Raw genomic sequence first — 20,314 nt, forward strand, 5'->3', positions numbered from 1 at the left:
CCTTTCGCAGGTGAGCCCATGGCGCAGACCCCACAGATTTCCGTTCCCCCCATGAAGTTGTCCGGCCTCGAGCCGGTCGCCATCGGCGAGGGCACACTGTTCGTCAACATCGGCGAACGCACCAACGTCACCGGTTCCAAGGCCTTCGCGCGGATGATCCTGAACGGCCAGTTCGAGGAAGCGCTGGCCGTTGCGCGCCAGCAGGTCGAGAACGGCGCCCAGGTGATCGACATCAACATGGACGAGGCCATGCTCGACAGCAAGGTCGCGATGGTCCGGTTCCTGAACCTCATTGCGAGCGAACCCGACATCGCGCGCGTGCCGGTGATGGTCGACAGCTCCAAGTGGGACGTGATCGAGGCGGGCCTGCGCTGCATCCAGGGCAAGGGCATCGTCAACTCGATCTCCATGAAGGAGGGCGTGGACAAGTTCAAGCACGAGGCCAAGCTCGTGAAGCGCTACGGTGCCGCCGCCGTGGTCATGGCCTTCGACGAGAAGGGCCAGGCCGACACCTACGAGCGAAAGGTCGAGATCTGCGAGCGCGCCTACCGCATCCTGGTGGACGAGGTGGGCTTTCCGCCCGAAGACATCATCTTCGACCCGAACATCTTCGCCATTGCCACCGGCATCGAGGAGCACGACAACTACGCGGTCGACTTCATCAACGCCGTGCGCTGGATCAAGGAGAACCTGCCGGGCGCGAAGGTGTCGGGCGGCGTGTCGAACGTGAGCTTCAGCTTCCGCGGCAACGATCCGATGCGCGAAGCCATCCACACCGTGTTCCTGTACCACGCGATCAAGGCGGGCATGGACATGGGCATCGTCAACGCCGGCATGGTGGGCGTGTACGACGACCTGGAGCCCGAGCTGCGCGAGCGCGTGGAAGACGTGGTGCTCAACCGCCGGCCCGACGCCGGCGAGCGCCTGGTCGAAGTGGCCGAAACCGCCAAGAGCGGCGCCAAGGACGAGAGCAAGCGCCTGGAGTGGCGCGGTACGCCCGAGAGCCCGGTGCACGTCAACCAGCGCCTGTCGCACGCGATGGTGCACGGCATCACCGACTTCATCGTCGAGGACACCGAAGAGGCCTACCAGCAGATCCTCGCCAAGGGCGGCCGTCCGCTGCATGTGATCGAAGGCCCGCTCATGGACGGCATGAACATCGTGGGCGACCTCTTCGGCGCCGGCAAGATGTTCCTGCCGCAGGTGGTGAAGTCGGCGCGGGTGATGAAGTCCGCCGTGGCCCACCTCTTGCCCTACATCGAGGAAGAAAAGCTGCGCGATGAAGCCGCGGGTCGCGACGTGCGCACCAAGGGCAAGATCATCATCGCCACGGTGAAAGGCGACGTTCACGACATCGGCAAGAACATCGTGACCGTCGTGCTCCAGTGCAACAACTTCGAAGTGGTGAACATGGGCGTGATGGTCCCGTGCCACGAAATTCTGGCGCGCGCCAAGGTCGAGGGCGCGGACATCGTGGGCCTCTCGGGCCTGATCACGCCGAGCCTGGAAGAAATGCAGTACGTGGCCGGCGAGATGCAGCGCGACGACCATTTCCGCATCAAGAAGATCCCTCTGATGATCGGCGGCGCCACCACCAGCCGCGTGCACACGGCCGTGAAGATCGCGCCGCACTACGAAGGCCCCGTGGTCTACGTGCCCGATGCGTCGCGCAGCGTGAGCGTGGCGCAGTCGCTGCTCTCCGACCAGGCCACCGCGTACATCGACGAGATCAACGCCGACTACGAGAAGGTGCGCACGCAGCACGCCAACAAGAAGCAGGTGCCGATGTGGCCGCTGGCCAAGGCGCGCGCCAACAAGACGCCGATCGACTGGACGAACTACGTGCCGCCGGTGCCCAAGTTCATCGGCCGGCGCGTGTTCAAGAACTTCGACCTGACCGAGCTCGCCAAGTACATCGACTGGGGCCCGTTCTTCCAGACCTGGGACCTGGCCGGCCCGTTCCCCGCGATCCTGAAGGACGAAGTCGTCGGCACCGAGGCCGTGCGCGTGTACGCCGACGGCCAGCGCATGTTGAAGCGCCTGATCGAAGGCCGCTGGCTCAGCGCGAGCGGCATCGTCGGCTTCTGGCCCGCCAACACGGTGAACGACGACGACATCGAGCTCTACACGGACGAGACGCGCAGCGAAGTCGCGCTCACCTGGTACGGCATGCGCCAGCAGACCGAGAAGCAAATGATCGACGGCGTGATGCGCCCCAGCCGGTGCCTGGCCGACTTCGTCGCGCCCAAGGACAGCGGCTTGAAAGATTACGTGGGCGTGTTCGCGGTCACCGCGGGCCTGGGCGTCGAGAAGAAAGAGAAGTACTTCATCGACGACCTGGACGACTACTCGGCCATCATGCTCAAGGCCCTGGCCGACCGGCTGGCCGAGGCCTTTGCCGAATCGCTGCACCACCGTTCGCGCACCGACCTCTGGGGCTACGCGCCCGACGAGGGCCTCAGCAATGAGGACATGATCGGCGAGAAATACCGCGGCATCCGCCCCGCGCCCGGCTACCCGGCCTGCCCGGACCACAGCGTGAAGGGCCCGATGTTCGACCTTCTGGCCTGCGCGGACATTGGCATGACCCTGACGGAAAGCCTCGCTATGATGCCCGCCGCCAGCGTCAGTGGCTTCTACCTGAGCCACCCCGATGCGACGTACTTCAACGTCGGCAAGATCGGGCACGACCAGTTGCAGGACCAGGCCGCGCGGCGCAAGGAGAGCGAGTCCGATCTCGAGCGGCTCCTCGCGCCCAACCTTTGAACCTGCCGGCCGGCCTGGCCGACCGGCACCGGGAGTTGTTATTCAGAAGCTGATGTTTGCAGCCGCGCATTACGCGGCACTCGTGGTTTTCGTCGTCAGCTGCTGGGGGTGGGGGCGCGGCGTGCTGGCTCGCCTGGCGCCGCCGTCGCGGCGCGATGGCTGGCTCGAAGCCGCAGTGGCGGTCGCGCTCGGCGTCGGGCTCTTCATCTGCGCGTTCCAGGTGCTGGCGATCTTCGGTGTGTTCAAGCTCGGCGCCACGCTGGCGGTGATTGCCGGGGGCGTCGTCGTCGCCGCGCTGCAGTTGCCCGCGTGGCTGCGCGAGCGGCGCACCCTGAAAGCGAGCGCCGTCGCCGTGCCGTGGACCTACTTCGACCGCATCGCGATGGTCGCGCTGGTGCTCGTCGCGCTGCCCGCACTGATCGCGCCGCTCGCGCCGCCGGCCGCGTTCGACGAGCTGATGTACCACCTGCCCTATGCGCGCGAAGTCGCGCAGCAGGGCTCGCTCGGCATCCACGAGTGGCTGCGCTACCCCTGGTTTCCGTACAACTACAACCTGCTCTACGCCGCCGCCCTGCAGGTGGGCGACGACGTGCTGCCGCACTTCCTGAACGCGCTGGCGGGCGGGCTCTCGGTGGTGATGATCTATCGCCTCGGGATGCTCCACGCCAACCGGCTCACCGCCTGCATCGGCGCGGCAATCTGGCTGGGGCTCGGCGATTACTCGAACGCGCTGATCGACATGGGCGTGGCGCTCTTCGTGCTCACGGCCTGCGTGTCGCTGTGGTGGTGGCGCGAATCGCAACCCGTGCACAGCGGCATGCGCTGGCTGGGCCTTGCTGCCTTCTGCCTCGGCGTGGCCGCGGGCTCCAAGTACCAGGCGCTGGTCTTCATGCCGCTGGTGGCGCTCTTCGTCGTGTGGCACGAGCGTCGGCCCAAGGCCTGGGCGCTGGCGTTCGTGTGCTTCCTCATTCCGTGCATCTACTGGTATGCGCGCAATGCCGTCATGACCGGCGATCCGTTCAACCCGATCGGTGCACGCGTGTTCGGCTTCAGCGAGTGGATTCCGGCCGACTACGTGCAGCAGCTCGCCGACGTGCGCGACCACGCCGAGATGCCGAACGCGCTGATCTGGTCGGTGTTCCTCGCGCCTTTCGGTGTGTTGTGGAAGCGCTCGGCCGCGGTGCGCGCCGCGGGCTGGTTCTGCTTCTATTCGCTCGCGGTATGGGTCGTGACCTCGCGTTATCCGCGCTATCTGACGGCCTCGTTCCCTCTCCTTGCGATGACCGCGGCCATCGGCTGGCAGGTGCTGTTCGGCTGGATTGCAGCGGGCGTGCGCCGCGTTTTCGGCATGAAGGCGGCCACCGCGGAAGGCGTGCCCGAACTCACCAACCGGCGCAGCGCGGCGCGCGTCGGCGACTGGGTCGTGGTGTTGCTCCTGGCCGTGCTGGCGGCCGTGTCGGTGCGGCAGACCGCAGGCAAGGTCGCGATGATCTCGCCCACGCCCGAGACACGCGAGGCGTTCCTGCGCAAGCACGTGCCGGGCTATGCGGTGATGGATTACCTGCGCCGCAACCCGACCGGCCGCGTCTACCAGATCGCATTGAACGAGGCGATCTACTACGGCCCGAACCCGATCTGGGGCGACACGCTCGGCCCGTGGCGCTATGCCGACTTCCTGCTGCTGCCGCCCGGCGACATGGCGAACAAGCTCGCCAAGCTGGGCTTCACCGCCATCGTCATGCCCGACCAGCTGGTGCCGACGCTGGCGACTCGCGCTGGCTTCGACACCCACTTCGCCCCGCTGTTCGCGCAAGATGGCAGCCGGGCCTACCGAATCCTTCCGACCGCACCATGAACGACGTTGACCACGCCGCCGACACCGTGAGCCGACGAAGCGCCGCGCCGCGCATTGCCGCGGTGATTCCGTGCTTCAACGAAGCGCTGGCCATCCGCCAGGTGGTCGAGGGCTTCCGCGCCTCGCTGCCGGCGGATGCCGAGATCCACGTGTTCGACAACAACTCGACCGACGACACGGCCGCCGTCGCGCGCGCGGCCGGCGCCATCGTCACGCACGTGGCGGCGCCGGGCAAAGGCAACGTGGTGCGGCGCATGTTCGCCGACGTGGAGGCCGACATCTACGTGATGGTCGACGGCGACGCCACCTACGAGACCGCCGCCGCGCCGCGCCTCATCCAGCGGCTGATCGACGGCAACCTGGACATGGTGGTTGGCAACCGCATCGACGACGGGCAGAACGCGCTCACCTACCGCGCCGGCCACCGCCTGGGCAACCGCATGCTCACCGGCGCGGTGGTGCAGCTTTTTGGCGGCGGCCTCACCGACATGCTCTCGGGCTACCGCGTGTTCTCGCGGCGCTACGCGAAGTCGTTCCCGGCGCTGTCGCGCGGTTTCGAGATCGAGACCGAGCTCACCGTGCACGCGCTGGAACTGCGCATGCCCTGGGCCGAGGAAAGCACCGCCTACAGCACGCGTCCCGAGGGTTCGCACAGCAAGCTCTCCACCTACCGCGACGGCTGGCGCATCCTGAAGACCATCTGCAAGCTCTTCGTGAGCGAGCGGCCGCTGCAGTTCTTCTCGATCATTGCGGCGCTGCTCGCGGCGGGCGCGGTCGCGCTGGTCGTGCCGCTCGTGGTCACCTACATGCACACCGGCCTGGTGCCCCGGCTCCCCACGGCGGTGCTGGCCACCGGCGCGATGCTGGGTGCGATGCTGTCGATGGTGTGCGGCGTCGTGATGCACGCGGTGACGCTCGGCCGCAGGGAGGCCAAGCGGCTGCGCTACCTGGCGATTCCCGGCGTGCGCAACTGCAGCTCCAACGCGCCGCGATGAAGCTGGGGCGGGAGTTCCTGTCGTTTGCCGTGGTCGGCGCGGCGGGCTTCGTGGTCGATGTGGCGGTGCTGTACCTGACGGCGCCGCTGCTGGGCTGGTATGGCGCACGGGTGCTGTCCTTCCTGGCGGCCGCTACCGCGACTTGGGCACTGAACCGGCGCTATACGTTCAGCGCGCGGAGCGCCAATGCCTCCGTACTGCGCGAATACCTCGGCTATCTCGTGACGATGCTGGGCGGCGCCGTCGTCAACTACGGCGCCTATGTGCTCGTGCTGCATTGGGTCACGGGCGCCTGGGCGCCGGCGGCCGGCGTGGCGCTGGGGAGCTGCGCGGGGCTGGTGGTGAACTTCCTGTCCGCGCGCTATCTGGTGTTCAGGGCCAGGTAGGGTGCCCGTCTTGCGCCCTCTCCCCTCGGGGAGAGGGTTGGGGTGAGGGTCTGCGGCGCTCGCGACTGCGGTGCTTGTGCGAAGGCCGATGCCCTCACCCTAACCCTCTCCCGCAGGCGGGAGAGGGGACAAGACCGGTGTCTCTCAGTGCGCGCCCGACACCACCACCGGAATCTCGGTCGCGGGCGGCGTGTTGCGGCTGCGGCCGCAGCGCACGATGCCGTCGATCATCACCATGCCCACGCCCGGGATGTCGCCCAGCTGCACGCTCTCGAGCAGCCCCGGCGCGGGCGAATGCTGCGCGCGGTCCATGAAGACGAAGTCGGCATCGCGGCCCACCTCGATCAGGCCGCAGTTGAGCTTGCGGATCTTCGCTGTGTTGCCGGTTGCGAAGCAGAACACCAGCTCGGCCGGAATGCTCGCGATGGACGACAGCATCGCCACCATGCGAAGGATGCCCAGCGGCTGCACGCCCGAGCCCGCGGGCCCGTCAGTGCCCAGGATCACGCGGTGCGGGCACTTCAATTCGAGGGCTGCCTTGGCCGCCGCGATGGCGACCTTCTCGTTGCCGTTGTGCACGATCTCGATCGCGCGCGAGCTCTTCTCGCACAGCTCGCACACATGCGCCTCGGGCAGCGAGGTGTGGCCGCCGTTGATGTGGCCGATGATGTCGGCGTCGGCTTCGAGCACCACGTCCTTGTCGATCAGGCCCGAGCCAGGGATCGATGGCCCGCCCGTGTGGATCGTGCTCTGGATGCCGTACTTGCGCGCCCAGGCCACCATCTCCTTGGCTTCGTAGCCGGCCTTCACCGAGCCCAGGCCCACTTCGCCCAGGAGGCCCACACCGGCTTCGGCGAGTTCCTTGAAGTCGCTCTCGACCATGCCCTTCTCGATGACGGGCGCACCGGCGAGAACCTTCACGCCGCCGGGGCGGAAGTTGTCGAACGCACGCTGCGCGGTGATGGCCAACGCCTTCAGGCCGACGATGTCCTTGGGGCGCCCCGGCAGGTGCACTTCGCCCGCCGAGATCATGGTGGTCACGCCGCCGTGCATCGTGGAGTCGATCCAGCCGATCTGGCCCTGGCGCGGCGTCCAGTCGCCGAACACCGGGTGCACGTGGCTGTCGATGAGGCCGGGCGCGACGCAGGTCTTCTTCGCGTCGATGACGGTCTTCGCGCCTTCGAGGTCGCAGTCCTTTTCCTTGCCGACCGCGACGATCAGGCCGTCGTTCACCACGATGGTGTCGGCATCCAGGATGGGCTTGTCGATGTCGCCCGAGAGCAAGAGCCCGATGTTCTTTATGACGACCTTGCCCGACTTTGCGCCGGCTGCGATTTCTGCCATTTCGTGGTGTCCTCGTCGTGGGGTGGGATGTTGTCTTGTTGTTCCTGGATGTCGTCCGCGCGCACGGTGCGCAGCAGAGTCTCGATCACGAAGTTTTCCCAATGCGTGATCGCCTCCGGCGACTCCAGCGGCTCGCCGAGGAAGGCGGTGAGCGTGTGGCGGTTGGAGGTGTAGAAATAGCCGGTGGACGCGATCAGCAGGTAGATGTCGCGCGCCACGAGGTCCTTGCGGAACAGGCCCTGCGCCGAGCCGCTCGCAAGGATTTCCGCAATGATCGCCACTGCTCGCGACGAATACTCACGCGCCCGCAGCGACTTGGAAATGTGCCGCCCCTTGTGCAGGTTCTCGGTGTTCAAGAGCGTCACGAACTCGGGGTTCTTGCGGTAGTAGCCGAGCACGAAGCGGATGACTTCGGTGAGCGCTTCCACGGGGCGACTGGCGTCGAGCGCGATGGCGGCCTCGGCATCGTCCATGCGCTGGTAGATGCCTTCGAGCACCGCGATGAAGAGGCCTTCCTTGCTGCCGAAGTAGTAATAGATCATCCGGTCGTACGACTTGGCGGCCTTGGAGATCTTCTCCACGCTGCCGCCGTCGTAGCCGTACTTGGCGAACACCTTGGTCGCCGACTTCAGGATGCTGTCGCGCGTGGCCTGGGCGGCCGCCTCGCGCACGCCGGTGCGGCGCTGGGGCTTGGTTGCCTTGCTTGTTTTTGAAGCGGTGCGGCTGTCGGCCATCGTGCGCGCGGCGTCTCTGTCTTACTTTTCCGCGAAGGCGCGTTCGACGACGAAGTCGCCGGGCGTCGAGGTGTTGCCTTCCTTGAAGCCGCGCTTCTCCAGGATGTGCTTGAGGTCCACCAGCAAGCCGGGGCTGCCGCACAGCATGACGCGGTCTTCCTCGACATTGAGCGGCGGCAGGTCCAGGTCGTCGGTGAGCTTGTTGCTCTCGATCAGGTCGGTGATGCGGCCCTGGTTGCGGAACTCTTCGCGCGTGACGGTCGGGTAGTAGAGCAGCTGCTTCTCGATCATCTCGCCCAGGATCTCGTGCTTGGGGAGGTGATCGGTCACCAGGTCGTGATAGGCCAGTTCGTCGACCTGGCGCACGCCGTGCACCAGGATGACCTGCTCGAACTTCTCGTAGGTCTCCGGGTCGCGGATGATGCTCATGAACGGTGCGAGGCCGGTGCCCGTGCCGAACAGGTACAGGCGCTTGGCGGGCAGTGTGTAGTCGATCAGCAGCGTGCCCGTGGGCTTGCGGCCCACGATGATGGTGTCGCCCACCTGGATGTGCTGCAGCTTCGAGGTGAGCGGGCCTTCTTCCACCTTGATGCTCAGGAACTCGAGATGCTCCTCGTAGTTCGGGCTCACGATGCTGTAGGCGCGCAGCAGGGGCTTGTTGTTGACCTTCAGGCCGATCATCGTGAAATGACCGTTCGAGAAGCGCAGCGCCGGGTCGCGCGTGGTGGTGAAGGTGAACAGGCGGTCGGTCCAATGGTGGACGCTCAGGACGCGTTCTTCGCTGAATGCACTCATACGGAACTCAAGAGTTGGTTGGTAACAGGGGAGGGGCTGGCTGAGCCGCGGATGCACACCCTTGGGGCATGACCGCCGGCCGGCTGTGAACCCTCCATTGTCGTTGGTCGTAAAAACCCCGATGAACACCGCGAGAAAACACCATTGCAAGCATCGGGCCTGTTTGCTACATTGATCTTCAATGTAGTGATTGCAACATGAAAGTGTAGGGAATGCTACACAAACGGCAGGCGGCGCACAAGCGGGCAGACGGCACGTTTGTTGCAAACCTCACCGGACCGATTGCCCCATACAGACAGCCCACGAGATCGCCCCGATGACCGAACACACCAAGACAGACGGATTGCCCGGCATGGACATGCCGGTGGTCGCCGAAGCCGGCGCCAGCGCTTTCGGCAAGGCGCCGCCGCGCAACGAGAAGATGAGCACCGCCAAGGTCGAGTGCAACGCGTGTCCGGTGCTTTGCCAGATTTCCGACGGCCGCACCGGCGCCTGCGACCGCTATGCGAACCGCGAAGGCGTGCTGGTGCGCGTCGACCCCGTCGTGCTGCTGCGCCGAGAGATCGCGAGCGAGGCGCCCACGCTGGTGCCCTTCGATCGCCCGGCCGCCGACAAGAGCGAAGTGATCGAAGCGGGCGCCCCCGACTGGAACGGCGACCTGCTGCACGCAGACGAAGTCTTCGTTACCGGCGTGGGCTCGTCCACCACCTACCCCGACTACAAACCCGCCCCCTTCATCGTGGCCTCCAAGGCCCAGGGCGTGGACATGGTCACCGTCGTCACCGAAGGCATCTTCAGCTACTGCAGCTTCAAGGTGAAGATCGACACCGACCGGTTTCTGGGCTCCGAGCAGGCCAATGTGCGCTACCGCGGCGAGGTCGTGGGCCACGTCACCACGGCCGAATACGGCTCGCAGATGCTGTCGCTCGGCGGCGTGCACCACCTCACCGGCGGCAGCAAGAAGGAAGGCCGGATGACGGCCGAGCTGATGCAGTTCCTGGGCAACAAGAAGGCGGTGGAGTGCACCATCGACGGCGGCTCCACGCTCGTCATTCAGGCTGGCAAGGCGCCCATCGTCAACGGCGTGGAAGAGCAGCGCATGCGCGTGGGCTGCGGCTCCGCGGCGGTCGGCATCTTCGCGCGCCAGTTCGCTGGCGTGGCCGACGAGGTGGTGGTGGTCGACGACCACATCACCGGCGTGCTCACCGAGCACCAGGCCGGCCGGTGCCTCGACATGGCGCCCTCGGGCATCCAGATGCTGGGCCGCAAGTCCACGCCGGGGCGCTACTTCCAGGTGGCGAATCCGGGCAACGGCTGGGGCGGCACCGACATCGCCGATCCGCTCGCGATCATCGAAGGCTGGGAAGAGGGCGTTGCGCGCCCGGGCCTGCGATTGCTCATGACATCGACCACCGGCGAACACGCTCAGTGGTATGTGCTCGACGACGCGCTGAAGCCCGTCGAACTGGAGATGCCCGCCGAAGTGAAGCGCATCGTCGACCGCATCGGCGAGAACTGCGAGCCGTCGCTGTGCACCGTGCTGTTCCTCGGCGGCGCCGGTGGCAGCCTGCGTGCCGGCGTGACCGAAAACCCTGTGCTGCTGACGCGCGCCATCAAGCGCGCGCTGGTCAACGTCACCTGCGGCGGCGCGCCGGCCTACGTGTGGCCCGGCGGCGGCATCACCGTGATGGCCGATGTCATGCGCATGCCCGACAACAGCTTCGGCACCGTGCCCACGCCGGCCATCGTGGCGCCCATCGAATTCAGCATGCGGCGCGCCGACTACGAGGCGCTCGGCGGCCACATGGAACACATCTTCTCGCTCGAACAGGCGCTCGCGCGCGGTGCATGGCAGGAAGACGGCGCGCCGCTCGCGCGCCAGTGGCTCGCGATGGACGCAGCCAACCCGTGGCCGCTCGGCCACGCACCCATGCTGGGCTGAACCATGTCTGCCCAACGCAGCGCGCTTGACTCGAGTCGCTGGCACTTCAACCACGGCCCGATCGACATCGTGGCCGAGGCGCACGGCGATCCGTACGCCGTCGCGGCCGCGCACGACGCGGCTTGGGCGCGCTTCGGCCATGTGCTCGACGAGCTGGTGCGCGAGCTGCCGCTCTTGCGTTTGCCGGTGACCGACAAGCTGCGCCCGCGCGGCGTCGTCGGTCAGCGCATGTGGGACGCGTGCGCCGCGTTCTCGCCGATGTTCATCACCCCGATGGCGGCCGTCGCCGGCTCGGTGGCGCAGGAGCTCATCGCGTTCTACGACCGCCCCGGCATCGAGCGCGCCTGGATCAACAACGGCGGCGACATCGCGGTGCACCTCGCACCCGGCCACTCGGCGCGCGTGGGCGTGTTCGCCGACATTGCGCGCTTCGACTGGCGCAACCACAGCAACAGCATCCTCACCACCGACGGTCAGTTCGAGCTGCATGCCGACGAGCCCGTGCGCGGCGTCGCCACCAGCGGCTGGCGTGGCCGCAGTTTCTCGCTGGGCATCGCCGACAGCGTGACGGTCCTGGCCGCCACCGCAGCACAGGCCGATGCGGCGGCGACAGTGATCGCCAACGCCGTCGATGTCGACGACGCGCTCATCCAGCGCAAGCCCGCCAGCGAATGCAAGGACGACAGCGACCTGGGCGACGCCTTGGTCACCGTCGACGTGCCGTCGCTCGCACCATCACAGGTGAAAAGCGCACTCGATACGGGCGCGATCTGCGCCAAGGTCCTGCAAAAAGGAGGGCTCGTCTGGGCCGCTCTACTCGTTTGCCAGGGGCAGTTCCGACATGTCGAGCCCTTATGCTCGAAGTCGCTGCAGACCGTGCTGCCGAAATCACTTGGTTCAGTATTTGCTTAACGAAAGCAAGGTTCTTTTTCATGATCGATATCCGCCGCGTCTTCACCCATGTCGAGCACATCCACCACGAGTTCGGACCGCGTGCCGACACCCCGTTGGTGCGCGGTGCCATCGGCGCGGTGCTGACCAATCCTTTCGCCGGCCGCTACGAGCCCGACATCCTGCCGATGATGGCGCTGCTCGATCCCGTGGGCGTGGACATGGCGCACAAGCTGCACGCCGCGATGGACGTGCCGCTCGAGCAGATCGCCACTTATGGCAAGGGCGCCATCGTCGGCGCCGACGGCGAGCTGGAGCACGGTGCGCTCTGGCACGTGCCCGGCGGCTACGCGATGCGCGAACTGCTCGGCTGGAAGGGCAGCCGCGTGGCCTACACCCAGGGCGTTGCCGAAGAAAAAAGCGGCCAGCCCGCCAACGCGCTTTCCATCGTGCCGTCGACCAAGAAGGTCGGCCCACCCGGCGCCGCGCTCGACGTGCCGCTCACCAACATCAACGCAAGCTACGTGCGCGGCCAGTTCGATGCCATCGAGGTGCGCGTGCCCGGCGCCCCCGCGGCCGACGAGATCGTCTTCATCCTCGCGATGAGCACCGGCTACCGCGTGCATGCCCGCGTTGGCGGGCTGCTCGCGAAAGACATCAGCAAGTGGGACGGCCTGCGCTGATCTCACGCACACAGAGACAAGACAAGGAACACACAGAACATGACCGCCAACATCCGCAAGCTCGTCATCCAAGTCGATGAAGTCCGCAAGGAAATGGGGCAGGACGTGACGCCGCCCACCCGCCGCGCCGTCGCCATTGCCGTGATCGAGAACCCCTACGCCGGCCGCTACAGCGAGAACCTCGACGAGCTCATCGCCATCGGCGAGGAGCTCGGCGCGCTGCTCGGCCAGAAGGCCGTGAAGGCGCTCGGCATCGAGCCCGGCCAGGCGCAGAGCTACGGCAAGGCCGCCATCGTCGGCGAGCGCGGCGAGCTCGAACATGCGGCCGCGATCCTGCACCCCAAGCTCGGCGCGCCGCTGCGCGTGGCGGTCGAGAAGGGCGCGGCGCTCGTGCCTTCGGCCAAGAAGCAGGGCACGCTCGGCACCGCCATCGACGTGCCGCTCGGCCATAAAGACGCCGCCTTCGTGCGCAGCCATTTCGACGCCATCGAGGCCCGCGTGTCCGATGCGCCTCGCGCCAACGAGATCGTCGTCGCCGTGGCCGTCACCGACAGCGGCCGTCCGCTGCCGCGCATCGGCGGTCTGCAAGCCAGCGAAATCAAGGGCGAAGACGGCCTGCGCTGATCGATCCGTCTTTTCGTCATCACCACCGCACACGTGTTTTCTGTTCGAACCCCTAGGAGCTTCCCGATGAATCCATTGCGCCTTGCCTTCTGCGCCGCTTCCGTCGTCACGCTGGCCACAGCCCTCGTCCCCGCGCATGCGCAGGGCGTGATCAAGATCGGCGAAATCAACAGCTACAAGGCGCAGCCCGCCTTCCTGGAACCCTACAAGAAGGGCATGGAACTCGCCGTCGACGAAATCAACGCCAAGGGCGGCATCAACGGCAAGAAGATCGAACTCATCAGCCGCGACGACAACGCCAACCCCGGCGACGCGGTGCGCGTGGCCGAAGAGCTCATCTCGCGCGAGAAGATCGACGTGCTGGCCGGCGCGTTCCTCTCGAACACGGGCTTGGCACTCACCGACTTCGCCAAGCAAAAGAAGTTCTTCTACCTCGCTGCCGAGCCGCTCACCGACAAGATCGTCTGGAGCAACGGCAACAAGTACACCTACCGCCTTCGCCCCTCGACCTACATGCAGGTCGCGATGCTGGTGCCCGAGGCCGCCAAGCTCAAGAAGAAGCGCTGGGCGATCGTGTACCCCAACTACGAATACGGCCAGTCGTCGGCCGCCACCTTCAAGACGCTGCTGAAGGCTGCGCAGCCCGATGTCGAGTTCGTCACCGAACAGGCGCCGCCGCTGGGCAAGGTCGATTCGGGCAGCGTGGTGCAGGCGCTGGCCGATGCCAAGCCCGACGCGATCTTCAACGTGCTGTTCGGTGCCGACCTTTCCAAGTTCGTGCGCGAAGGCAACACGCGCGGCCTTTTCAAGGACCGCGAAGTGGTCAGCGTGCTGACCGGCGAGCCCGAGTACCTCGATCCGCTGAAGGACGAAGCGCCCAACGGCTGGATCGTGACCGGCTACCCGTGGAACGGCGTGAAGACGCCCGAGCACAAGGCCTTCCTCGATGCCTACCAGGCCAAGTTCAAGGACTACCCGCGCCTCGGCTCGGTGGTCGGCTACAGCGCGATCCACTCGATCGCGGCGGGCATCAAGAAGGCCGGTGGCACCGACACCGAAAAGCTGGTTGCGGCCTTCAAGGGCCTGCAGGTCGACACGCCCTTCGGCAAGATCAACTACCGCGCGCAGGACAACCAGTCCACCATGGGCGCGTATGTCGGCAAGACCAAGAACGACGGCGGCAAGGGCGTGATGGTCGACTACGTGTACCTCGACGGTGCCAAGTTCCAGCCTTCTGATGACGAAGTGAAAAAGATGCGCCCTGCGGACTGACCGCACGGCTCCTGCAACGCGCCTGCCGCCGCTGATCGAGCGGGGCACGGCGCGGTGTCTCCAGTTTCCTCAGGGTCCTTATGAGCTTTTCAGGCTTCGTTGTTCAGTTGCTCAACGGGTTGGCCGGCGCGTCCTCGCTTTTCCTCGTGGCGGCCGGCTTGTCGTTGATCTTCGGCGTGACGCGCATCGTCAACTTCGCCCATGGATCGTTTTTCATGGTCGGCATCTATGTCGCGTACACGCTCGTCGAGAAGCTGGGTTCGACCCTGGGCTTCTGGCCTGCGCTCTTGATCGCGGCGCTCGCGGTCGGCGTGCTCGGCGCGCTGATCGAGGTGCTGCTCTTGCGCCGCATCTACAAGGCGCCCGAGCTGTTCCAACTCCTGGCCACCTTCGCGCTGGTGCTCGTCATCAAGGACGCGGTGCTGTGGCTCTGGGGGCCTGACGAACTGCTCGGCCCGCGCGCGCCGGGCCTCAAGGGCTCGATCGAAATCCTCGGTCGGCAGTTTCCTTCCTACGACCTGTTCCTGATCGTCGTCGGCCCGCTCGTGCTCGGCCTCGTCTGGCTGCTGCTTACCCGCACACGCTTCGGCACGTTGGTGCGCGCCGCCACGCAAGACCGCGAGATGGTCAGCGCGCTCGGCGTCAACCAGGCCTGGCTCTTCACCGCGGTGTTCGCGCTCGGCGCACTGCTCGCGGGCTTGGGCGGTGCGCTGCAGCTGCCGCGCGAACCCGCCACGCTGGAGATGGACCTGAACACCATCGGCGCCGCGTTCGTGGTGGTGGTGGTCGGCGGCATGGGCTCGCTGCCCGGCGCCTACGTGGCCGCATTGCTCATCGCCGAGATCAAGGCGGTGTGCATCTGGCTCGGCGTGGTGCAGATCTTCGGCGTCGACGTGTCCTTCTCCAAGCTCACGCTGATGGTCGACTTCCTCGTGATGGCGATCGTGCTGGTCTGGCGGCCGTGGGGCCTGTTCGGCCGGCCGCAGGCGCCGAGCCGCTACGTCGGCATGCAGGAAGAACCGCTGCGCCGGCCGAGCAATGCCTACCTCATCGCCGCTGCGGTGCTCGCACTGATGCTCGCGGTCCTGCCGTTCCTGACGGTGAATTCGCCCTACACGATGGTGCTGATGATCGACCTGCTGATCGCCGCGCTCTTCGCGACCAGCCTGCACTTCATCATGGGTCCGGCGGGCATGCACTCTTTCGGCCACGCGGCGTACTTCGGGCTGGGTGCCTACGGCGCCGCATTGCTGGTGCGCTCGCTGCACCTGCCGATGGAAATCGCACTGATCGTCGCGCCGGTCGTGGCCGCGCTCGGCGCGCTGGTCTACGGCTGGTTCGCGGTGCGGCTCTCGGGCGTGTACCTCGCGATGCTCACGCTGGCCTTCGCGCAGATCACCTGGGCCATCACCTACCAATGGGACAGCTTCACCGGCGGCAGCAACGGCCTGACCGGCGTGTGGCCTTCCGAATGGCTCTCGAACAAGCAGGCCTATTACTGGCTCACGCTGGTGCTCGTCGGCGCCGGCGTGTGGTGGCTGCGCCGCGTGCTGTTCTCACCCTTCGGCTATGCGCTGCGCGCGGGCCGCGACTCGGTGCTGCGCGCCGATGCCATCGGCATCGACGTGAAGCGCATGCAGTGGATGGCCTTCGTCATCGCGGGCACGGTGGCGGGGTTGGCCGGCGCGCTCTACGCGTTCTCCAAGGGCAGCATCTCGCCTGAAAGCCTCTCGGTCGGCAAGTCCGTCGACGGCCTCGTGATGGTGCTGCTCGGCGGCATCCAGACGCTGGCGGGACCGGTGGTCGGCGCCGTGACCTTCACCTGGCTGCACGACACCGTCGCGCGCAACACCGACTACTGGCGCGCGATGCTCGGCGCCATCATCCTGATCCTCGTGCTGCTGTTCCCGCAGGGCATCGCAGGCTCCGTCAAGCAACTTGCCGACCGCTGGCGCGCACCGAAGAATGATGAATCTGCTGAAGCAGATGCCAAGCTCAAGGAGGTGAAGGCATGAGCCTCCTCAAAGTCGAAAACCTCGGCAAGTCCTTCGGCGGCGTGAAGGCCGTGGACGGCATCAGTTTCGAACTGCCCGCGGGCGAGCTGCTCGCGCTCATCGGCCCCAACGGCGCCGGCAAGTCCACCACCTTCAACATGGTGAATGGCCAGCTCAAGGCCGACCAGGGCTCGATCACGCTCGACGGCCACGAACTCGTGGGCCGCAAGCCACGCGAGATCTGGCGGAAGGGCGTGGGCCGCACCTTCCAGATCGCCGAGACCTTCGCCTCGCTCACCGTGGTCGAGAACGTGCAGATGGCCTTGCTCTCGCACGACCACAAGCTGTTCTCGATGTGGCGCCGCGCGGCCGACCACAAGCGCGACGAGGCACTCGCATTGCTCGACCAGGTCGGCATGAAGTCGCAGGCCGACCGGCCCTGCAGCGTGCTGGCGTACGGCGACGTGAAGCGCGTTGAACTCGCCATCGCAATGGCCAATTCGCCCAAGCTGCTCCTGATGGACGAGCCCACCGCCGGCATGGCGCCCAAGGAGCGCAACTCGCTCATGGCACTGACCAAGGACCTCGTCATTCAACGCGGCATGGCCGTGCTCTTCACCGAGCACAGCATGGACGTGGTGTTCGCGTACGCCGACCGCATGATCGTGCTCGCGCGCGGGCGCCTCATCGCGCAGGGCAAGCCGCTGGAGATTCGCGACCATCCGAAGGTGCAGGAGGTGTACTTCGGCAGCGGCAAGACATTCGAAAAGAAGATCGCAGAGAAAGCCGCAGCGCTGGGAGTGACAACCGCATGAGCACGCACGAACCTCTTCTTCAAGCGAAGGCGTTGTGCGCCTGGTACGGCGCCGCGCAGATTCTTTATGACGTTGACCTCGACGTGCGCCGAGGCGAAGTCGTCGCGCTCATGGGCCGCAACGGCGCAGGCAAGTCGACCACGCTGAAGGCGCTGATCGGCATGCTTGCCAAGCGCCGCGGCGCGGTGCGCTTCCTCGGCCACGACATCTCCAAGAGCGAGCCGCACCACGCGGCGCGCCTGGGCCTGGGTTTCGTGCCCGAAGACCGGCGCGTGTTCACTGACCTCACGGTGATGGAGAACCTCGAAGTCGGCAAGCAGCCCGCACGCCAATGGGCCGACGGCACCGAGGCGCCGCTGTGGACGCCCGAGCGCCTGTTCAAGCTCTTTCCCAATCTCGGCGAAATGCCCAACCGCCCCGGCGGTCGCATGAGCGGCGGCGAGCAGCAGATGCTGACGGTCGCGCGCACGCTGATGGGCAACCCCTACCTCGTGCTGCTCGACGAGCCGTCCGAAGGCGTGGCGCCCGTCATCGTCGAACAGATGGCCAACATGATCCTGGAACTCAAGGCGCAGGGCGTGAGCATCCTCCTGTCGGAGCAGAACATGCACTTCGCCGAGCTCGTGTCCGACCGGGCCTATGTGCTCGAGAAGGGCCAGATCCGTTATCACGCCACGATGGCCGAACTTTCTGCCAACGAAGAAGTGCGCCGCGCGTATCTCAGCGTTTGATCGTTCCCTGATCGTTTTCGTCAACCCACCGGAGTCCACACCATGCATCGCAGAATCGTCTTGAAGTCCGCAGCAGCCCTTGGGCTCGTGAGCGGGCTCGGCAGCTTCGGCCTCTCCGCCTTCGCGGCCGGAAAGATCAAGCCTGGTGCCAAGGCCGCGCTGATCGTGGTCGATGTGCAGAACTGTTTTCTCGATGGCGGCACGCTCGCGGTGAAGGGCGGCAACGAGGTGATCCCGGTCATCAACGGCCTCGCGCCCGCGTTCGAGAACATCGTCGTCACGCAGGACTGGCACACCGCAGGTCATGCGTCGTTCGCGAGCACCTACTCGGGCAAGAAGCCTTTCGAGACGACCAAGCTCAACTACGGCACGCAGGTGCTGTGGCCCGACCACTGCGTGCAAGGCACCGAAGACGCCGCGCTCGGCAAGGCGCTGAAGGTGCCCACCGCGCAGCTCATCATCCGCAAGGGCTTTCATAAAGAGATGGACAGCTACTCCGCCTTCGAGGAAGCCGACCACAAGACGGCGACCGGCCTTGCCGGCTACCTCAAGGCGCGCGGCATCAAGACCGTGTTCGTCACGGGTCTGGCCACCGACTTCTGCGTGGCCTGGACCGCGATGGACGCGCGCAAGGCCGGCTTCGAGGCCTACGTGATCGAAGACGCCACGCGCGGCATCGACCTCAACGGCTCGCTCGCCGCCGCATGGAAGCAGATGAGTGCCAAAGGCGTCAAGCGCATCCAGTCGGCGGACATCCAGACCGCCTGAAGGCGCCGCCGGCACCACCACAACCACAACAACTCCGAAGCAGACGACGCATGAAGCTTTCGATTTCAAGGCGCGCCATGGTGGCGGGCGGCGCAGCCCTGGCATTGGGCCCGGGCCTTCTCCGGTCGGCACGCGCAGAGAACGGCGTGACCGACACCACCATCCGCATCGGCCAGTCAGCCGTGTTCAGCGGGCCGGCGAAAGACTTCGGCGTCGACTACCGCGCGGGCATCAAGCTCTACTTCGACCGCGTCAACAAATCGGGCGGCATCAACGGCCGCAAGATCGAACTCGTCACGTACGACGATGCCTACGACCCCGCGAAGACGGCGGTGAACACGGCCAAGCTGATCGACGAGGACAAGGTCTTCGCGCTCACCGGCTTCGTGGCCACCGGCAACCTCGCGGCGGCGATGCCGCTCGCCGAGAAGGCGGGCGTGCCGATGTTCGCGCCGCTGGTGGGCACCACCTCGTTCCGCACCAAGGTCAACCGTTACCTGTTCCATGTGCGTGCCGGCTACGACCTGGAGCTGCGCAAGATCATCAGCCACCTCTCGACCATCGGCATCTCGTCGATCGCGGTGGTGTTCCAGGACAGCCCCTTCGGCAAGTCGAACCTCGCCACCTGCGAGCAGCTCGCGGCCGAGTACAAGGTGCAGGTGGTCAAGACGCTGCCGCTGGCCATCACCGCGGAAGACGCGAAACAGGTCGCCACCGAGATCTCTGCGGCCAAGCCCGGCGCGGTCGTGATGATCATGGCCGGCCGCATGGTCGAAACCTTCATTCGCGACTACCGCGCGGGTGGCGTGGGTGCGCCGCTGTACACGCTGTCGGTCGGCATCACCGATGCGGCCGGCTCGGCCAAGCGGCTCGACGGCAAGCTCGCGGGCCTGGTCACCGCCAGCATCGTGCCGCCGCCGCAGGCGCAGCGCGTGCCCATCGTGGCCGACTACCAGCGCGACCGCGCCGAGTTCGGCGAGAAGATCGACAGCTACACCACGCTGGAGGGCTACATCGTCGCGCGCGTGATGGTCGAAGGCCTGCGCCGCGCGGGCAAGACGCTCACGCGCGACAGCTTCATCGCCGGGCTCGAGAGCATCGGCAGCACGCGCTTCGGCGATTTCCCCATCGACTACAGCGCGAAGAACCACAACGGCTCGACCTTCGTGGACCTGGAGATGTACACCCGTGACGGCCAGTTGCGGCGCTGAGCCGCTGCACCTGCAGGTCAACGGGCAGGCGCAGTCGCTCGCGGGTGTTCCCCGCGAGGCGTCGCTGCTGCACTTTCTGCGCAACGACCTCGGGCTCAACGGGCCGAAGTACGGATGCGGGTTGGGGCAGTGCGGTGCGTGCACGGTGCATGTCGATGGCGTGGCCGCGCGGTCGTGCGTGATTCCCGCGCACGGCGTCGCGGGTCGCGCGATCACCACGCTCGAGGGCCTCGGCATGCGCGGTCGCTGGCACCCGGTGCAGGCCGCCTTCCAAGAGGCGCAGGCCGCGCAGTGCGGCTATTGCCTCAACGGCATGGTGATGCAGGCGGCGGCGCTGCTCGCGCGCGATCCGCATGCAAGCGAAGCGCGCATCCGCAGCGAACTGTCGGGCAACCTGTGCCGCTGCGGCACGCACATTGAAATCCTCGATGCCGTGCAGCGCGCGGCCGCGCGCATGAGCGCAAAGGTGAATCCATGAGCGGCCGGTCTTGTCCCCGCTCCCCGTCTT

Annotated in this window: 18 protein-coding genes; 15 read left to right on the plus strand and 3 right to left on the minus strand. The window is 66.4% G+C overall.

Going from position 1 to position 20,314, the window contains the following annotated elements; translation table 11 throughout:
* Positions 1-18 precede the first annotated feature (18 nt).
* The 4 genes from metH to VARPA_RS01015 are packed head-to-tail and all read left to right on the plus strand — an operon-like array spanning position 19 to position 6,002.
* On the plus strand, positions 19-2,766 hold the full coding sequence (gene metH, locus VARPA_RS01000) for a methionine synthase (protein WP_013538669.1): 2,748 nt from the start codon (positions 19-21) through the stop codon (positions 2,764-2,766).
* A gap of 52 nt (positions 2,767-2,818) precedes the next feature.
* Positions 2,819-4,621, plus strand: a complete 1,803-nt coding sequence (locus tag VARPA_RS01005) for an ArnT family glycosyltransferase (RefSeq protein WP_013538670.1) — start codon at positions 2,819-2,821, stop codon at positions 4,619-4,621.
* Positions 4,618-5,616: a glycosyltransferase gene (locus VARPA_RS01010; RefSeq protein WP_013538671.1), complete on the plus strand. Its 999-nt coding sequence runs from the start codon at positions 4,618-4,620 to the stop codon at positions 5,614-5,616. Before VARPA_RS01005 ends, VARPA_RS01010 begins: the two co-directional genes overlap by 4 nt.
* On the plus strand, positions 5,613-6,002 hold the full coding sequence (locus VARPA_RS01015; protein ID WP_013538672.1) for a GtrA family protein: 390 nt from the start codon (positions 5,613-5,615) through the stop codon (positions 6,000-6,002). Before VARPA_RS01010 ends, VARPA_RS01015 begins: the two co-directional genes overlap by 4 nt.
* A 144-nt stretch (positions 6,003-6,146) precedes the next feature.
* Here VARPA_RS01015 and VARPA_RS01020 read toward each other — a convergent pair whose 3' ends face one another.
* Genes VARPA_RS01020 through VARPA_RS01030 form a run of 3 tightly spaced genes read right to left on the minus strand, consistent with a single transcriptional unit; the run spans position 6,147 to position 8,875 of the window.
* Complete coding sequence (locus tag VARPA_RS01020) at positions 6,147-7,346, minus strand: amidohydrolase family protein (RefSeq protein ID WP_013538673.1); 1,200 nt, start codon at positions 7,344-7,346, stop codon at positions 6,147-6,149.
* Positions 7,301-8,080: a TetR family transcriptional regulator gene (locus tag VARPA_RS01025; protein WP_013538674.1), complete on the minus strand. Its 780-nt coding sequence runs from the start codon at positions 8,078-8,080 to the stop codon at positions 7,301-7,303. Before VARPA_RS01025 ends, VARPA_RS01020 begins: the two co-directional genes overlap by 46 nt.
* 21 nt (positions 8,081-8,101) lie before the next feature.
* Positions 8,102-8,875: a ferredoxin--NADP reductase gene (locus tag VARPA_RS01030; RefSeq protein WP_013538675.1), complete on the minus strand. Its 774-nt coding sequence runs from the start codon at positions 8,873-8,875 to the stop codon at positions 8,102-8,104.
* Between the two features lie 316 nt (positions 8,876-9,191).
* Between VARPA_RS01030 and VARPA_RS01035 the strand changes: the two genes are divergently transcribed.
* The 11 genes from VARPA_RS01035 (at position 9,192) to VARPA_RS01085 (ending at position 20,284) form a co-directional block, all read left to right on the plus strand.
* Positions 9,192-10,817: a hypothetical protein gene (locus VARPA_RS01035; RefSeq protein ID WP_013538676.1), complete on the plus strand. Its 1,626-nt coding sequence runs from the start codon at positions 9,192-9,194 to the stop codon at positions 10,815-10,817.
* Positions 10,818-10,820: 3 nt separating this feature from the next.
* Positions 10,821-11,729 carry a UPF0280 family protein gene (locus tag VARPA_RS01040; protein ID WP_013538677.1) on the plus strand — a complete coding sequence of 303 codons (909 nt, stop codon included), beginning with the start codon at positions 10,821-10,823 and terminating at the stop codon, positions 11,727-11,729.
* Between the two features lie 20 nt (positions 11,730-11,749).
* Complete coding sequence (locus VARPA_RS01045; protein WP_013538678.1) at positions 11,750-12,391, plus strand: amino acid synthesis family protein; 642 nt, start codon at positions 11,750-11,752, stop codon at positions 12,389-12,391.
* Positions 12,392-12,430: 39 nt separating this feature from the next.
* The gene (locus VARPA_RS01050; protein ID WP_013538679.1) at positions 12,431-13,015 is read left to right on the plus strand and encodes an amino acid synthesis family protein; all 585 of its coding nucleotides are present in this window, start codon (positions 12,431-12,433) and stop codon (positions 13,013-13,015) included.
* 66 nt (positions 13,016-13,081) lie between these two features.
* The gene (locus VARPA_RS01055) at positions 13,082-14,287 is read left to right on the plus strand and encodes an ABC transporter substrate-binding protein (RefSeq protein WP_013538680.1); all 1,206 of its coding nucleotides are present in this window, start codon (positions 13,082-13,084) and stop codon (positions 14,285-14,287) included.
* Positions 14,288-14,367: 80 nt separating this feature from the next.
* On the plus strand, positions 14,368-16,302 hold the full coding sequence (locus VARPA_RS01060) for an ABC transporter permease (RefSeq protein ID WP_013538681.1): 1,935 nt from the start codon (positions 14,368-14,370) through the stop codon (positions 16,300-16,302).
* Positions 16,299-17,096, plus strand: a complete 798-nt coding sequence (locus tag VARPA_RS01065; protein WP_013538682.1) for an ABC transporter ATP-binding protein — start codon at positions 16,299-16,301, stop codon at positions 17,094-17,096. Before VARPA_RS01060 ends, VARPA_RS01065 begins: the two co-directional genes overlap by 4 nt.
* Positions 17,093-17,827, plus strand: a complete 735-nt coding sequence (locus VARPA_RS01070; RefSeq protein ID WP_013538683.1) for an ABC transporter ATP-binding protein — start codon at positions 17,093-17,095, stop codon at positions 17,825-17,827. Before VARPA_RS01065 ends, VARPA_RS01070 begins: the two co-directional genes overlap by 4 nt.
* Before the next feature lie 42 nt (positions 17,828-17,869).
* Positions 17,870-18,595, plus strand: coding sequence for a bifunctional nicotinamidase/pyrazinamidase (pncA, locus tag VARPA_RS01075; RefSeq protein WP_013538684.1), 726 nt, complete (start codon positions 17,870-17,872; stop codon positions 18,593-18,595).
* 50 nt (positions 18,596-18,645) lie between these two features.
* Positions 18,646-19,806, plus strand: a complete 1,161-nt coding sequence (locus VARPA_RS01080; protein WP_234974902.1) for an ABC transporter substrate-binding protein — start codon at positions 18,646-18,648, stop codon at positions 19,804-19,806.
* Complete coding sequence (locus VARPA_RS01085) at positions 19,784-20,284, plus strand: (2Fe-2S)-binding protein (protein WP_013538686.1); 501 nt, start codon at positions 19,784-19,786, stop codon at positions 20,282-20,284. The genes VARPA_RS01080 and VARPA_RS01085 overlap by 23 nt, the downstream gene beginning before the upstream one ends.
* Positions 20,285-20,314: the final 30 nt, after the last annotated feature.

This window comes from Variovorax paradoxus EPS, from assembly GCF_000184745.1.
Classification (GTDB): Bacteria; Pseudomonadota; Gammaproteobacteria; order Burkholderiales; family Burkholderiaceae_C; genus Variovorax; species Variovorax paradoxus_C.

Excerpts from the sequence above, each read along its gene's own strand:
- VARPA_RS01005 (WP_013538670.1), top strand. The coding sequence starts at position 2,819 with ATGTTTGCAGCCGCGCATTACGCGGCACTCGTGGTTTTCGTCGTCAGC.
- VARPA_RS01035 (WP_013538676.1), top strand. The coding sequence starts at position 9,192 with ATGACCGAACACACCAAGACAGACGGATTGCCCGGCATGGACATGCCG.
- VARPA_RS01055 (WP_013538680.1), top strand. The coding sequence starts at position 13,082 with ATGAATCCATTGCGCCTTGCCTTCTGCGCCGCTTCCGTCGTCACGCTG.
- VARPA_RS01070 (WP_013538683.1), top strand. The coding sequence starts at position 17,093 with ATGAGCACGCACGAACCTCTTCTTCAAGCGAAGGCGTTGTGCGCCTGG.
- VARPA_RS01045 (WP_013538678.1), top strand. The coding sequence starts at position 11,750 with ATGATCGATATCCGCCGCGTCTTCACCCATGTCGAGCACATCCACCAC.
- VARPA_RS01025 (WP_013538674.1), bottom strand. The coding sequence starts at position 8,080 with ATGGCCGACAGCCGCACCGCTTCAAAAACAAGCAAGGCAACCAAGCCC.
- VARPA_RS01050 (WP_013538679.1), top strand. The coding sequence starts at position 12,431 with ATGACCGCCAACATCCGCAAGCTCGTCATCCAAGTCGATGAAGTCCGC.
- VARPA_RS01060 (WP_013538681.1), top strand. The coding sequence starts at position 14,368 with ATGAGCTTTTCAGGCTTCGTTGTTCAGTTGCTCAACGGGTTGGCCGGC.
- VARPA_RS01065 (WP_013538682.1), top strand. The coding sequence starts at position 16,299 with ATGAGCCTCCTCAAAGTCGAAAACCTCGGCAAGTCCTTCGGCGGCGTG.
- VARPA_RS01040 (WP_013538677.1), top strand. The coding sequence starts at position 10,821 with ATGTCTGCCCAACGCAGCGCGCTTGACTCGAGTCGCTGGCACTTCAAC.
- VARPA_RS01015 (WP_013538672.1), top strand. The coding sequence starts at position 5,613 with ATGAAGCTGGGGCGGGAGTTCCTGTCGTTTGCCGTGGTCGGCGCGGCG.
- VARPA_RS01080 (WP_234974902.1), top strand. The coding sequence starts at position 18,646 with ATGAAGCTTTCGATTTCAAGGCGCGCCATGGTGGCGGGCGGCGCAGCC.
- VARPA_RS01030 (WP_013538675.1), bottom strand. The coding sequence starts at position 8,875 with ATGAGTGCATTCAGCGAAGAACGCGTCCTGAGCGTCCACCATTGGACC.
- metH (WP_013538669.1), top strand. The coding sequence starts at position 19 with ATGGCGCAGACCCCACAGATTTCCGTTCCCCCCATGAAGTTGTCCGGC.
- VARPA_RS01010 (WP_013538671.1), top strand. The coding sequence starts at position 4,618 with ATGAACGACGTTGACCACGCCGCCGACACCGTGAGCCGACGAAGCGCC.
- pncA (WP_013538684.1), top strand. The coding sequence starts at position 17,870 with ATGCATCGCAGAATCGTCTTGAAGTCCGCAGCAGCCCTTGGGCTCGTG.
- VARPA_RS01020 (WP_013538673.1), bottom strand. The coding sequence starts at position 7,346 with ATGGCAGAAATCGCAGCCGGCGCAAAGTCGGGCAAGGTCGTCATAAAG.